Origin of the sequence: Pantoea coffeiphila, assembly GCF_016909495.1 — a bacterium.
GTDB classification, from domain to species: domain Bacteria; phylum Pseudomonadota; class Gammaproteobacteria; order Enterobacterales; family Enterobacteriaceae; genus Erwinia; species Erwinia coffeiphila.
On sequence record NZ_JAFBFW010000002.1, the window covers coordinates 391088 to 403904 of the forward strand.

The 12817-nt window shown below is 55.2% G+C and carries 11 protein-coding genes, 6 tRNA genes and 1 other RNA gene; 6 read left to right on the forward strand and 12 right to left on the reverse strand.

The features are described 5' to 3' along the window. Positions 1-2 precede the first annotated feature (2 nt). The 3 genes from galK (at position 3) to gpmA (ending at position 3082) form a co-directional block, all read left to right on the forward strand. A complete protein-coding gene (galK, locus tag JOE09_RS07440) occupies positions 3-1151 on the forward strand; it encodes a galactokinase (protein WP_205065338.1) in 1149 nt (382 codons plus the stop codon). Beyond that, positions 1145-2173: a galactose-1-epimerase gene (galM, locus tag JOE09_RS07445; protein WP_205065339.1), complete on the forward strand. Its 1029-nt coding sequence runs from the start codon at positions 1145-1147 to the stop codon at positions 2171-2173. Before galK ends, galM begins: the two co-directional genes overlap by 7 nt. Positions 2174-2329: 156 nt before the next feature. Continuing rightward, complete coding sequence (gene gpmA / locus JOE09_RS07450) at positions 2330-3082, forward strand: 2,3-diphosphoglycerate-dependent phosphoglycerate mutase (protein WP_012441996.1); 753 nt, start codon at positions 2330-2332, stop codon at positions 3080-3082. Positions 3083-4088: 1006 nt separating this feature from the next. On the opposite strand, the gene aroG is transcribed toward gpmA, so the two are convergent. Further along, entirely contained in the window at positions 4089-5141 is a 1053-nt protein-coding gene (aroG, locus tag JOE09_RS07455) for a 3-deoxy-7-phosphoheptulonate synthase AroG (RefSeq protein ID WP_105591105.1), read from the reverse strand. A gap of 288 nt (positions 5142-5429) precedes the next feature. Here aroG and JOE09_RS07460 point away from each other — a divergent pair, with 288 nt between their 5' ends. Further along, positions 5430-5753 carry a protein YbgS gene (locus JOE09_RS07460; RefSeq protein ID WP_200563627.1) on the forward strand — a complete coding sequence of 108 codons (324 nt, stop codon included), beginning with the start codon at positions 5430-5432 and terminating at the stop codon, positions 5751-5753. 185 nt (positions 5754-5938) lie between these two features. After that, positions 5939-6871, forward strand: coding sequence for a CDF family zinc transporter ZitB (gene zitB, locus JOE09_RS07465; protein ID WP_105591103.1), 933 nt, complete (start codon positions 5939-5941; stop codon positions 6869-6871). Positions 6872-6932: 61 nt separating this feature from the next. Here the strand turns inward: zitB and pnuC are convergent, their stop codons facing one another. The 3 genes from pnuC to JOE09_RS07480 form a co-directional block, all read right to left on the reverse strand. Next, entirely contained in the window at positions 6933-7634 is a 702-nt protein-coding gene (gene pnuC, locus JOE09_RS07470; protein WP_205065340.1) for a nicotinamide riboside transporter PnuC, read from the reverse strand. Positions 7635-7662: 28 nt separating this feature from the next. Further along, positions 7663-8724 (reverse strand): quinolinate synthase NadA, encoded by a 1062-nt coding sequence (gene nadA / locus JOE09_RS07475; protein ID WP_105591101.1) that lies wholly within the window; start codon positions 8722-8724, stop codon positions 7663-7665. Positions 8725-8883: 159 nt separating this feature from the next. Beyond that, positions 8884-9390, reverse strand: coding sequence for a methylated-DNA--[protein]-cysteine S-methyltransferase (locus JOE09_RS07480; protein ID WP_105591100.1), 507 nt, complete (start codon positions 9388-9390; stop codon positions 8884-8886). 167 nt (positions 9391-9557) lie between these two features. Between JOE09_RS07480 and JOE09_RS07485 the strand changes: the two genes are divergently transcribed. After that, positions 9558-11009: a DNA-3-methyladenine glycosylase 2 gene (locus tag JOE09_RS07485; RefSeq protein ID WP_205065626.1), complete on the forward strand. Its 1452-nt coding sequence runs from the start codon at positions 9558-9560 to the stop codon at positions 11007-11009. Between the two features lie 65 nt (positions 11010-11074). On the opposite strand, the gene JOE09_RS07490 is transcribed toward JOE09_RS07485, so the two are convergent. The 8 genes from JOE09_RS07490 to cpoB form a co-directional block, all read right to left on the reverse strand. Next, positions 11075-11198: non-coding RNA, RtT sRNA (locus JOE09_RS07490), on the reverse strand. Positions 11199-11230: 32 nt separating this feature from the next. After that, positions 11231-11306: transfer RNA gene (locus JOE09_RS07495), tRNA-Lys, on the reverse strand. A gap of 4 nt (positions 11307-11310) precedes the next feature. Then, positions 11311-11386, reverse strand: a tRNA-Val gene (locus JOE09_RS07500). A 49-nt stretch (positions 11387-11435) separates the two neighbouring features. Then, positions 11436-11511 (reverse strand) — tRNA-Lys (locus JOE09_RS07505). Between the two features lie 4 nt (positions 11512-11515). Further along, positions 11516-11591, reverse strand: a tRNA-Val gene (locus JOE09_RS07510). A 75-nt stretch (positions 11592-11666) separates the two neighbouring features. Then, positions 11667-11742 (reverse strand) — tRNA-Lys (locus JOE09_RS07515). Between the two features lie 30 nt (positions 11743-11772). Further along, a tRNA-Lys gene (locus JOE09_RS07520) sits at positions 11773-11848 on the reverse strand. A 164-nt stretch (positions 11849-12012) separates the two neighbouring features. Next, positions 12013-12816, reverse strand: coding sequence for a cell division protein CpoB (gene cpoB / locus JOE09_RS07525; RefSeq protein ID WP_205065341.1), 804 nt, complete (start codon positions 12814-12816; stop codon positions 12013-12015). Position 12817 lies beyond the last annotated feature (1 nt).

Consider the following 12817-nt stretch of genomic DNA (forward strand, 5'->3'; position numbering starts at 1 on the left):
CCATGACTTTGAAGACCACGACCCAGCAGATTTTTAACGACGCTTTTGGCTACGCGGCAACCGATACAATCCAGGCGCCCGGCCGGGTGAATCTGATTGGCGAGCACACCGACTATAACGACGGTTTTGTGCTGCCCTGCGCGATTGATTACCAGACGGTAATCAGCTGTGCAAAGCGCGACGACCGTCAGGTACGGGTTGTTGCGGCCGATTACGACAGCCAGCAGGATATTTTCTCCCTCGACCAGCCTATTGTTTCCCACCCGGACTATATGTGGGCCAACTACGTGCGCGGCGTGGTGAAGCATTTACAACAGCGTCAGCCAAATTTCGGCGGCGCGGACCTGGTAATTAGCGGCAACGTGCCGCAGGGTGCGGGTTTAAGCTCCTCGGCCTCTCTGGAAGTGGCGGTAGGCACCGTGTTCAATCACCTTTACGGACTGGCGCTGGATGGTGCAGCAATTGCCGTCAACGGTCAGGAAGCGGAAAACCAGTTTGTCGGCTGCAACTGCGGCATTATGGATCAGCTGATTTCGGCGCTGGGTGAGAAGGATCACGCCATGCTGCTGGACTGCCGCACGCTCGGCACCCGACCGGTTCCGATGCCGGAAGACATCGCGGTCGTGATCATTAACTCCAACTTCCGCCGCAGCCTGGTCGGCAGTGAATACAATACCCGCCGCCAGCAGTGCGAAGAAGGTGCGGCGTTCTTTGGCCAGTCTTCCCTGCGTGATGTGACCCTGGCGCAGTTCAACGAGCGCCAGAACGAGCTGGACCCGCTGGTAGCGAAACGCGTACGCCACGTGCTGACGGAAAATGCCCGCACGCTGGAAGCGGCCGATGCGCTGGCCAACGGCAATCTGACCCGCATGGCGGTGCTGATGGCAGAATCCCACGCCTCAATGCGCGATGACTTTGAAATCACCGTACCGGCAATCGATCAGCTGGTAGATATCGTTAAAGCCGCGCTGGGTGAGAGCGGTGGCGTACGCATGACCGGCGGCGGCTTTGGCGGCTGCGTGGTGGCGCTGATGCCGCAGGATCGCGTAGCGGGCGTGAAGGCGGCCGTGGCGGAGCAGTACGAGGCACAGTCCGGTATCAAAGAAACATTTTACGTTTGCAAAGCCTCAGAAGGAGCCGGTCCATGCTAAAACCTGATTCTCACGCCCCGGACGGACAGCCGTGGCGGATCACCACCCTGCGCAACGGCAACGGCATGGTAGCGACATTTATGGACTGGGGCGCAACGTGGCTTTCCGCACGCGTGCCGATGCGCGACGGCAGCGTACGAGAAGCGCTGCTGGGCTGCGCGACACCTTCCGACTATCTTCACCAGTCTGCTTATCTTGGTGCGACAGTTGGCCGCTACGCGAACCGTATCGCTCACTCACAGCTGATACTGAACGGTGAGGCCATTCAACTGAGCGCCAATCAGGGCGGACACCAGCTGCACGGCGGCCCTGAAGGCTTCAGCCATCGTCGCTGGCAGATTGTCTGCCAGAGCGAAAGCGAAGTGGAATACCGCCTTGATTCACCCGACGGCGATCAGGGCTTCCCGGGCGAACTGATCGTCTCGCTGCGCTATCATCTGGATGAAGATAACACCCTTTCGATTAGCTACCAGGCGACGGTGGATAAACCCTGCCCGGTGAATCTGACTAATCATGCCTATTTCAATCTGGATGCGGAACACGGCGATGCGCGCCAGCATCGCCTGCTGTTAAACGCCGATTACTATCTGCCGGTGGATAGCGAAGGGATTCCCGCTGCGCCACTGAAAGCGGTAGAGGGAACCGGCTTCGATTTTCGCCAGGCGAAGAGCGTGGCGCAGGATTTCCTGAAGGATGCCGATCAGCAGCGGGTGAAAGGTTACGATCACGCTTACCTGTTGAATGACTCGCCGGAATCGGCCGCCGAGCTGTGGTCTGCCGACGGTCAACTACAGCTTAAAGTGTTTACTACCGCTCCGGCTTTGCAGCTTTACAGCGGGAATTACCTGGCGGGAACCCCGGCGCGCGAACAGGGAGTCTATAATGCTTTCCAGGGTATTGCGCTGGAGAGCGAGTTTCTGCCCGACTCGCCTAATCACCCTGAATGGCCACAGCCGGACTGTTGGCTGGCGCCAGGTGAATCGTATCAGTCGGTAACGCGTTACCAGTTGATTGCAGTTTGATAAAGCGCATGAAAAACGCGCAACGCATGCGCGACGGGCTTACGCGCTGCGCAGATTTCAGCTATGGTAATGCACATTAAAATTGTCGCGCGCAGGCTCCGGCAGTTTACCGATTCCCATTATCATAGAAACGTAAAGTTATTAAGGAGTTAAGCTATGGCTGTAACTAAGCTGGTTCTGGTGCGTCACGGCGAAAGCCAGTGGAACAACGAAAACCGCTTTACCGGTTGGTACGACGTTGATCTGTCTGATAAAGGCCGCACCGAAGCTAAAGCAGCGGGTCAACTGCTGAAAAAAGAAGGCTTCACCTTCGATTTTGCTTACACCTCCGTGCTGAAACGTGCCATCCACACGCTGTGGAATATTCTGGACGAAGTGGATCAGGTTTGGCTGCCGGTTGAGAAATCATGGCGTCTGAACGAGCGTCACTACGGTGCGCTGCAGGGTCTGGATAAAGCGGAAACCGCGAACAAATACGGTGACGAGCAGGTTAAGCAGTGGCGTCGCGGTTTTGCGGTGACTCCACCGGAGCTGGATCGTGCCGATGAGCGTTTCCCTGGCCACGACCCGCGCTATGCGTCACTGACCGCAGAGCAGCTGCCAACCACCGAAAGCCTGGCGCTGACTATCGATCGCGTTCTGCCTTACTGGAACGAGTCTATTCTGCCACGCATGAAAAGCGGCGAGAAAGTGATCATCGCTGCCCACGGTAACTCCCTGCGTGCGCTGGTGAAATACCTGGACAACATGAGCGAAGAAGAGATTCTGGAACTGAACATCCCAACCGGCGTGCCGTTGGTGTATGAGTTCGATGAAAACTTCAAGCCTATCAAGCACTACTATCTGGGTGATGCTGACGAGATCGCAGCGAAAGCCGCGGCCGTAGCAAACCAGGGTAAAGCGAAGTAATTTTCTGCCGAGAGGCAGGAGTGAGCTGAGTTGATAAAGCCGCCGTCTTTGAGATGGCGGTTTTTTTTGTGTGCGATTTGGGGAGAATCGCGACGAGAATGGCGCCAGGTTTCCAGCCTCTTCCGATGTTGCTGAAAAACCGTGCCGGGTTCCCAGCCTCTGCCGGTGTTGCTGAAAAATCGTGCCGGGTTCCCAGCTTCTGCCGGTGTTGCTGAAAAACCGTGCCGGGTTCCCAGCCTCTGCCGGGGCTTCCGGTCGGTCCTCGCGTCACGCGCTGCGTGATGCCTTCGGTTACAGCATCCGGCCGGTCGGACCGCCGAAGACGTGTCATCCCTGACCCGACTTCGCCTGACGCCAACTTCCCTGTTGGCGTCTCCTGGCCATCTGCTTTCACCTCAGCGCTGCGGATTGCCCGGTATCCCCGGCAGAGGCTGTGCACCTTCAGAGCATTGTTATTGCTGCCTGGCAAATCGTTCAGGCTGCGATGTTTAACATGTAAACTCAGCGAAAAAGCAGCAATAAGGCGAAAGGCGAAAGGCGAAAGGCGAAAGGCGAAAGCAGAGTTTTGTAGATTCTTTTTGGCATGGATACAACCGCAGGCTAGACCACCGATCTCCAACTGATGGCATTAATGCACAAAACAGATGTTTTCTGATCTGAAGACCACGCCAGAGTCGCTAATACGCAATCTGATTAACGCTAACCAGCTGAATAGTAATGAGGGGTTATCGCAAAAAAACGCTGAAGCTACGGAACAGACGGATCGCTGCCCGCTTCGGCAATCCGCAGCGCTGAACGGAGAGAGAAAGCCAGGATTTGGCCGCATGGACGCGGCCAAAAAGCACAGCCGCGCGGGACACGCGTCTGTGCTGGTCCGTGAGGCTGACGAACGAAGTGAAGGCACCGCAAAGCGGCGCGAGGACCGCCGAAGCGGGCAGCGATCCGTCTGCTCAGGCGCTGTAGCTGTAGCAAACCTGCTCAGGTACCGCCAACCACTAATCGGACATTACCCGCGACGCGCCTTCACCGCCGCAGCCAGCTGGCGCAGCACGGTTTCAGTATCTTCCCAACCGATGCAGCCATCGGTGACGCTTTTACCGTAAACCAGCGGCTCACCGCTCTCCAGGCTCTGATTACCTTCCACAAGATGGCTCTCAATCATCACACCAATGATCGCCCGCTCACCCGAAGCAATCTGCTCTGCCACATCGGTAGACACATCAAGCTGCTTTTTAAACTGCTTGCTGCTGTTAGCGTGGCTGAAATCAACCATCACCTGCGCCGGCAGACCGGCCTTTTCCAGACCGCTCTTCACCGCGCTAACATGGTGCGCGCTGTAGTTTGGCTCTTTGCCGCCGCGCAGAATGATATGGCAATCCTGATTACCGCTGGTTTCTACAATCGCAGAATGACCGTACTTGGTCACCGACAGGAAGCAATGCGGCGCACCGGCTGCACCAATCGCATCGATGGCAACTTTAATCGTGCCGTCAGTGCCGTTCTTAAAGCCAACCGGGCAGGAAAGACCGGAAGAAAGCTCACGGTGAACCTGAGATTCCGTGGTACGCGCGCCAATAGCGCCCCAGCTCATCAGATCGCCGACGTACTGCGGGGTGATCATATCAAGGAACTCACCGGCAGCAGGCAGGCCGCTGTCATTGATATCCACCAGCAGCTTGCGCGCAATGCGCAGACCATCGTTGATCTGGAAACTACCATCCATATGTGGATCGTTAATCAGCCCTTTCCAGCCAACCGTGGTGCGCGGCTTTTCAAAATAAACGCGCATCACCACTTCCAGCGAATCCTTCAGCTCCTCGCGCAGCTTCAGCAGACGCTCTGCATACTCTTTCGCCGCCGTCACATCGTGAATGGAACAGGGACCGATCACCACCAGCAGGCGATCGTCCTGCTGCTGCAAAATCTGGTGAATTGCCTGGCGAGCGCGGAATACTGTGTCAGCAGCCTTATCCGTGGCAGGGAATTTTTCAAACAGGGCAACAGGAGGTAATAATTCTTTTATCTCTTTGATTCTTAAGTCATCGTTCTGATAATTCATAATAGTTCCAGGTTATTTCATTGCCGAACTGCACACCAGGCGCATCAGCTCCAATCTATCGCGAGTCCCCGACGCTGTAAATCGCCTTTCCCCGACGGTTTTCAGGGTGAATTTGATTTTCTGCTTCTCTTTACTACAATTTTAAGTGTTAATTTTTTGAAAAATGGAATTGGCACAATTTATGGTTGCCTGACGTTATCTTTATGGAGCTTTATTTCTAAAGGGGATATTCCTCTTCAAATCGTTAAGCCGGTTTGGTCCATACTCAGAACTCAACGGAGCACAATGATGAATAAGTTCGCGATGATCTTCCTCACTGCAGCAATGACCCTGGGTAGCGCAACGGCGATGGCCGCAGATAGCAGCAGCAACAACGGTGCGGCTAATGCAGCGGCAGATGCCGGTGCCAAAGCGCCAGATGCAAAACAGAATCTTCAGCCTAACAACGTGGATAACAGTAAAATCAACACTGGCGATGCCAACTCAACGCATCAGGATTTGAATGCCGCAGAAGTGCACAAAAACTCACAGTGCAAAGACGGGAAATGCCCGGATACCAGCAAGAAAGTGGGTGACGATGCCAACCATAAAACGGATGGTACTACGCAGTAACAGCGCATTGTCGCTGTAGCACCGGGGCAGGTCATCGGCCCGGTGTTTCATCTAGCACGACAGCTGCCCGCAAAGCGTTTGGTGACTGAGTCATCAGAACGATGAGAACAGACAGCAAAATACAATTGTTGCAGCGAATCCATTAGTATACTGGATCAAGCGTCTGTTAACTCTATCGGATATCTATGGCACACAGTCATTCTGCAGCGGATGGAAACCGTTCCCGCCTGTTGGCGGCCTTCCTTGTTACCGCAATCTATATGGTCGCTGAAGTGGTCGGCGGCCTGTTATCCGGCTCGCTGGCCCTGCTGGCGGATGCCGGGCACATGCTCACCGATGCCGCCGCGCTGCTGGTTGCGCTCATGGCGGTTCAGTTTGCCCAACGTCGACCGGACAAACGGCATACTTTCGGTATGCTGCGCTTAACCACGCTCGCCGCGTTCGTCAACGCCCTCGCCCTGCTGGTGATTACAGTCCTGATTGTCTGGGAAGCCATTCAACGTTTTACCCATCCTCAACCCGTTGCGGGCGGAATGATGCTGGTTATTGCCGTCGGCGGCCTGCTGGCCAATATCCTTTCATTCTGGCTGCTGCATCGCGGGAGCGGTGAAAAGAATCTCAACGTACGGGCGGCGGCTTTACACGTGCTGGGTGATTTGCTGGGTTCAGTGGGAGCCATTGCGGCGGCGCTGATTATTATGTTTACCGGGTGGACGCCGATTGACCCTATTCTCTCGGTGCTGGTTTCAATGCTGGTGCTGCGCAGCGGCTGGATGCTGATTAAAGAGAGCACGCATGAACTGCTGGAAGGCGCACCGCAGCATATTGATGCCGACAAGCTGCAGCGATCGCTGACGCTGAATATTCCCGAGGTTCGCAACGTGCATCACGTTCATCTGTGGCAGGTGGGAGAAAAGCCGGTCATTACGCTGCATGTGCAGGTGATACCCCCGCGCGATCACGATGCGCTATTGCAACGTATTCATCATTACCTGCATGAGAATTATCAGATCGAGCACGCAACGGTGCAGATAGAGTATCAGCGCTGCGACGGCGATGACTGCGATCTGCACTGGATTCAGGGCGAGAGTCACAGCCATCACGGCCATCACCACTAATCAACAACGAAAGTTTGAACGACGGCAGGCGGTCATCATCGCCGCCTGCCGCGCTGAGGTTTCACACCCGCTGGCGTGCGCTTTTAATCCACAGCCAGGAACCGTTAAGCGCAATCACCGTCAGAATGGCATATTCCAGCGCCATCGCATAAACCCCCTGCCGGGCAAAAATCATCACGCTGATAATGTTGATCACCACCCACAGTAGCCAGTTCTCGACGTATTTGCGCGTCATCAGGATCATTGCGGCAATCGACAACACCATCATGCAGGAATCCCAGAACGGGAAAGCATCAGGCTGAAGTTCCGGCATCACCACGTTCATCCCCAGCCCCTGCATCAGCGCCACCGAAGTACGGGTCAGAAAGGCGAACACCGGATCGATATAGAACGTCATCAGTGCAATCGCCAGTATGCAAACAGCGCCACAAAGAAGCGCTTTTGGCAGCGGCATCCAGCGAATCTTCAACGCCTGTTGATGATCGCTGGTCTGGCGACTCCAGGCGTACCAGCCGTATATATTGGCCACGAAGAAAAATAGCTGTAGTAACAGGCTGGCGTAGAGCTGGATCTGGAAAAAGATCGCGGCGAACAGCGTGACGTTAAGCAGGCCAAACGCATAGTTGACGATCTTTTCCAGGCTTGCCAGCCAGATGCACAGCAGGCCAGCCAGCGTACCTATGGCTTCGATCCATGAAAGATCGTAACCACCGCTGCCGAGAGGAATATGAACCAGAATATTTGAGGTACTGAAGAAATCCATATTAAGACCTTATCCTGAAGACCATCGGTCAGGCGTTACCCTTAACCTTAAGTTTGAGTTGTGCTGCAAAGGTTAGCATACGATTCAGCGGGATCAATGCGCCCTGGCGCAGCGCTTCATCAACGTGTATCTCGTGGGCACTCCCACCCTGCTCAAGACCATCGGCAATCGCTTTCAGTCCGTTCATTGCCATCCACGGGCAGTGCGCACAGCTGCGGCAGGTGGCACCTTCACCAGCGGTGGGCGCTTCCAACAGCTCTTTATCCGGGCAGGCCTGCTGCATTTTGTAAAAAATGCCACGATCGGTGGCGACGATCATTTTCTTATGCGGCATGGTCTGCGCTGCCTGGATCAGCTGACTGGTCGATCCCACCGCATCGGCCAGATCGACGATCGCCTGCGGAGACTCCGGATGCACCAGTACGGCGGCTTCCGGATAGAGCGCCTTCATTTGCTGTAGCGCCTGAGTTTTAAATTCGTCGTGGACGATGCAGGCCCCCTGCCAGCACAGCACATCGGCCCCGCTTTTGCGCGTAACGTACTGGCCCAGATGGCGATCCGGTGCCCAGATAATTTTTTCCCCCAGGCTGTCGAGATGCTCGATCAGTTCAACAGCAATGCTGGAGGTGACGACCCAGTCAGCACGGGCCTTAACGGCGGCGGAAGTATTGGCGTAAACCACGACCGTACGGTCCGGGTGCGCATCGCAGAAACGGCTGAACTCGTCGATCGGGCAGCCGAGATCCAGCGAACACTCGGCCTGCAACGTCGGCATCAGAATGGTTTTTTCCGGGCTAAGGATCTTGGCGGTTTCGCCCATAAAACGCACGCCGGCGACCAGCAGCGTTGATGCCGGATGCTGGCTACCGAATCGGGCCATTTCCAGCGAGTCGGAAATACACCCGCCGGTCTCTTCCGCCAGTGACTGGATTTCCGGATCGGTGTAGTAATGGGCGACCATCACCGCATCCCGCTCTTTTAGCAGGCGTTTAATCTTTTCGCGGTAAAACTGTTTCTCGTCGATGGACAGTTTTGCCGGTTTCGGCGGGAACGGATAGATGGCGTCTTCGGGATTAAACATCAGGCTCATAATGCAACTCTCGTTTTTTCAACTTAACCGAAACGGCCCTGGAACCCGGTCCGGTGCCAACTCTTCGGCTGGTTTGTTTTATATGCTAAACACGATAGCTGAAATATAGAGCAATGTCGCTGAGTTTTTAATTTTCACACCAGGATGTGATGTCGATCGTTAAAGTGCCTCTTCCGGCCATAGCTGGCCACCGCCCTCAATGCGCAACAGGAAAGCTTTAGTTTGCAGACCGCCGGCAAAACCGGTCAGTTTACCGTTGGTGCCAATGACCCGATGACAGGGCGCAATAATGGAAAGCGGATTACGTCCGTTGGCAGCCCCCACCGCGCGTACCGCCGTCGGATTACCGATCTGGCGTGCAATATCACCATAGCTGCGGGTTTCACCATAGGGAATGGTGACCAGCGCGGCCCAAACCTGTTTCTGAAATTCCGTACCAACAAACTCCAGGGTCAGGGCAAACTCCCGCCGTTTGCCGGAGAAGTACTCCCACAGCTGGCGTTCCGCCTCGAGCAGAATGGGATTATCAGGTTGTTCAACCTGCGGCAGGAAACGCACGCGTTTAGGATCATCATTTTCCCACAGCACGGCAACCAGCCCGCGTTCAGAGGCGACCAGCTTCAGCTCGCCGACCGGCGACTGCATCATTTTGAAGTCATAACTCATGTGTTGCTTCCTCCATGTCTCGGTTTCCGGTTGATTATCCGCTTTTTGTATGGCGGTACTAGCCGTTTTCGGACACCGGCATAAAATAGTGTGATGTCCGAATATGGCCAGCCAGGTGTCTGCTCAGACGCTAACCTGATTCGACCGCTGTATAACAGGAGCCAATGATGATCGACCGGGACTCAGCTTACCTTGCCCTCACCTCTCGTGATGCGCGTTTTGATGGCGTTTTTTTCGTTGGCGTGACGTCAACGGGGATTTACTGCCGCCCGATCTGCCCGGTGAAAGCGCCTCAAGCAGCCAACTGCCTGTTTTTTGCCAATGCTGAAGCCGCTGAGAAATCGGGCTTTCGCCCCTGTCTTCGTTGCCGGCCAGAGCTGGCACCCGGCAACGCTCCGGTCGATCACGGCCAGCGAGTGGCCGAACGGCTGATGCAGCAGATTGATGAGGGACTGATTGAGCAGGTAGAAAGCCTTGAGGAGATTGCAGCGCGTTTCGATCTCAGCCTGCGGCAGCTACGGCGCATTGTTCAGAAAGAGCTCGGCGTTTCGCCACAGGAACTGCGCCAAACGCGCCGCCTGCTGCTGGCAAAGCAGCTGCTTAGCGAAACGCGGCTTCCGGTGACGGAAATTGCCTTTGCCAGCGGTTTCTCCAGCCTGCGGCGCTTTAATGACGCCTTCAGCAGTCAGTACCGCATGCCGCCCAGCCGCCTGAGAAAAGAGGGCACGGAAAAAGACTCTGATATGAATAACAGCGATACGTCGGTACTTCAGCTCGGTTATCGTCCGCCGTACGACTGGCAGGCGATGCTGGATTTCCTGCGCGTTCGCGCTTTGCAGGGGGTGGAATATGTCGATACGGAGAGCTACAGCCGGACGGTCAGGCTGGGGCAGCACTGTGGCTGGATTCAGGTTCGGCAGAAAGCGGCGAAAAATATGCTACAGGTGGAGTTCAGCCATTCACTCACCCCCGTGCTGCCTGCCCTGCTGCGCCGCCTGAGGAATCTGTTTGACCTGAGTGCACGACCGGATTTAATTGCCGCACATCTGGGGCAGGACCCGCTGCTGCAGCCTTCTTTACAGGCTTATTCGGGTCTGCGTGTACCCGGTGCTTTCGACGGTTTCGAGATGGCAGTACGTGCGATCCTTGGGCAACAGATCACCGTTAAAGCAGCAGCGACGCTGGGTGGACGTTTTGCGACGGCTTTTGGCGATCCCTTTGACTGCCCGCTGCCGCAGCTGACGCATCTGTCGCCGTTGGCTGAACGGGTTGCGGAGTGCAGTATTGATGATATCGCCAGCCTGGGGATCGTCAGTGCCCGCACCCGCTGCATTCTGGCGCTGGCTGCTGCCTGCTCGCAGGGAACGCTGAAGCTGGATGCGGTAAGCCAGCCTGACAAAACCGTGACTCAGCTGCTGGCACTACCGGGAATTGGTGACTGGACCGCACAGTATCTGTCTATGCGCGCCCTACGCTGGCCTGATGCCTTTCCTGCGGGCGATATCGTTGTGCGTAATAACCTGGGGAGGATCGATGCAAAAGAGGCGGAGAAACGCTCTCAGGCGTGGCGCCCGTGGCGGAGCTATGCGGTAATGCATATCTGGAAGAGTTTGGGCTAATCTGATTCGAACCCTGCCCGAATCGCAGACAGCAAAAAGGCGCCTTTAGGGCGCCTTCTTAACATTGGTGGGTCGTGCAGTATGACTCGGCTTCGCCTCGCCCTTCGGGCCGTTGCCGTGGCAACGTTGTCTCACTGCGTTCGACCCGAACCTGCTGCAGGTACGAATCCCGCCCGAATAACGAATAGCAAAAAGGCGCCTTTAGGGCGCCTTCTTAACATTGGTGGGTCGTGCAGGATTCGAACCTGCGACCAATTGATTAAAAGTCAACTGCTCTACCAACTGAGCTAACGACCCGAAATGGTGGGCGATGACGGGCTCGAACCGCCGACCCCCTCCGTGTAAAGGAGATGCTCTACCAACTGAGCTAATCGCCCATTTCGGAACTGCTTTTACTGCTCTTGCTCTACGCATCACTTTAAGTGATGGTGGGTCGTGCAGGATTCGAACCTGCGACCAATTGATTAAAAGTCAACTGCTCTACCAACTGAGCTAACGACCCGATATGGTGGGTGATGACGGGCTCGAACCGCCGACCCCCTCCGTGTAAAGGAGATGCTCTACCAACTGAGCTAATCACCCATATCAGAACTGCTGTACTTCTTTTATTACTCTGCGACTTACATCGCTCATCACATTAAGTATTAACCTAAGTGATGGTGGGTCGTGCAGGATTCGAACCTGCGACCAATTGATTAAAAGTCAACTGCTCTACCAACTGAGCTAACGACCCGACGCTCGGTAAATCTTTACAGCTTTAAAGTGGTGGGTCGTGCAGGATTCGAACCTGCGACCAATTGATTAAAAGTCAACTGCTCTACCAACTGAGCTAACGACCCACTTTTGTGCTGCTGGATGCTATTTACATATCCCCCGGCAACGGCGGCATATATTACTGATTTGAATTTCCAGCGCAACCACTATTTCAACACATTACGTTCAACTGCTTAGCTTTCACGCGTTAAGACCAGAATTCAGGCGTATTCTGGTCAAATCGCGCCAGTTAAAGAGCTGCGGAACGCTTTTGCGCCTGCTTTGCCGCTTCACTGTTTGGATAAAGTTTTATGACCTGCTGGTAAACGGCTTTGGCTTTTGCTTTATCGCCTTTTTCCTGCATGATCACCCCAACCTTAAACAGCGCATCGGCGCTTTTTGGCGATTTAGGGTAGTTTTTGACAACGGTGGCGAAATAGTAGGCCGCATCGTCTTTTTTGCCTTTGTTGTAATTCAACTGCCCAAGCCAGTAGTTGGCATTAGGCTGATAGGTTGAATCCGGATACTTTTTCACAAAGGCCTGAAACGCTGCGATAGCCTGATCGTACTGTTTTTTTTCCAGTACCAGCGCCACCGCCGCGTTGTAGTCGGTATTCGCATCGCCGCTTTGCGTCGGTGCGGCCGCTGGGGCCGCCGCCGTTGCATCGCCTGCCGCACTGCCGGTTGCAGCCGCCGCTCCGGCTGCTGCATCTCCCGCACCGCTGGCCTGCGCACCGGCACCGCCGCTGCTCAGAGTGTCAATCTGCTGAAGGATACTTTTCTGTCGCTCAACAACCTGGTTCAGCTGATAGCTGTTTTCCTGGATCTGGCCGCGCAAAGAATCGATGTCGTTTTGCGTGTCGGAAAGCTGCTGCTGAAGCTGCTGGAGGAGTTGTGCCTGAGCATTAGAAATACGCTCAAGTGTGGTGACGCGGTCTTCGACCGAGCCTGAGCCAACGCTACTGATTGTTGCCTGGGCATTAGCGGCCCAGGGGGCCGCTATGCCAATCAGTAACGACAGACTCAATAGTTGAGTTCTGAAGCTACTAATCATG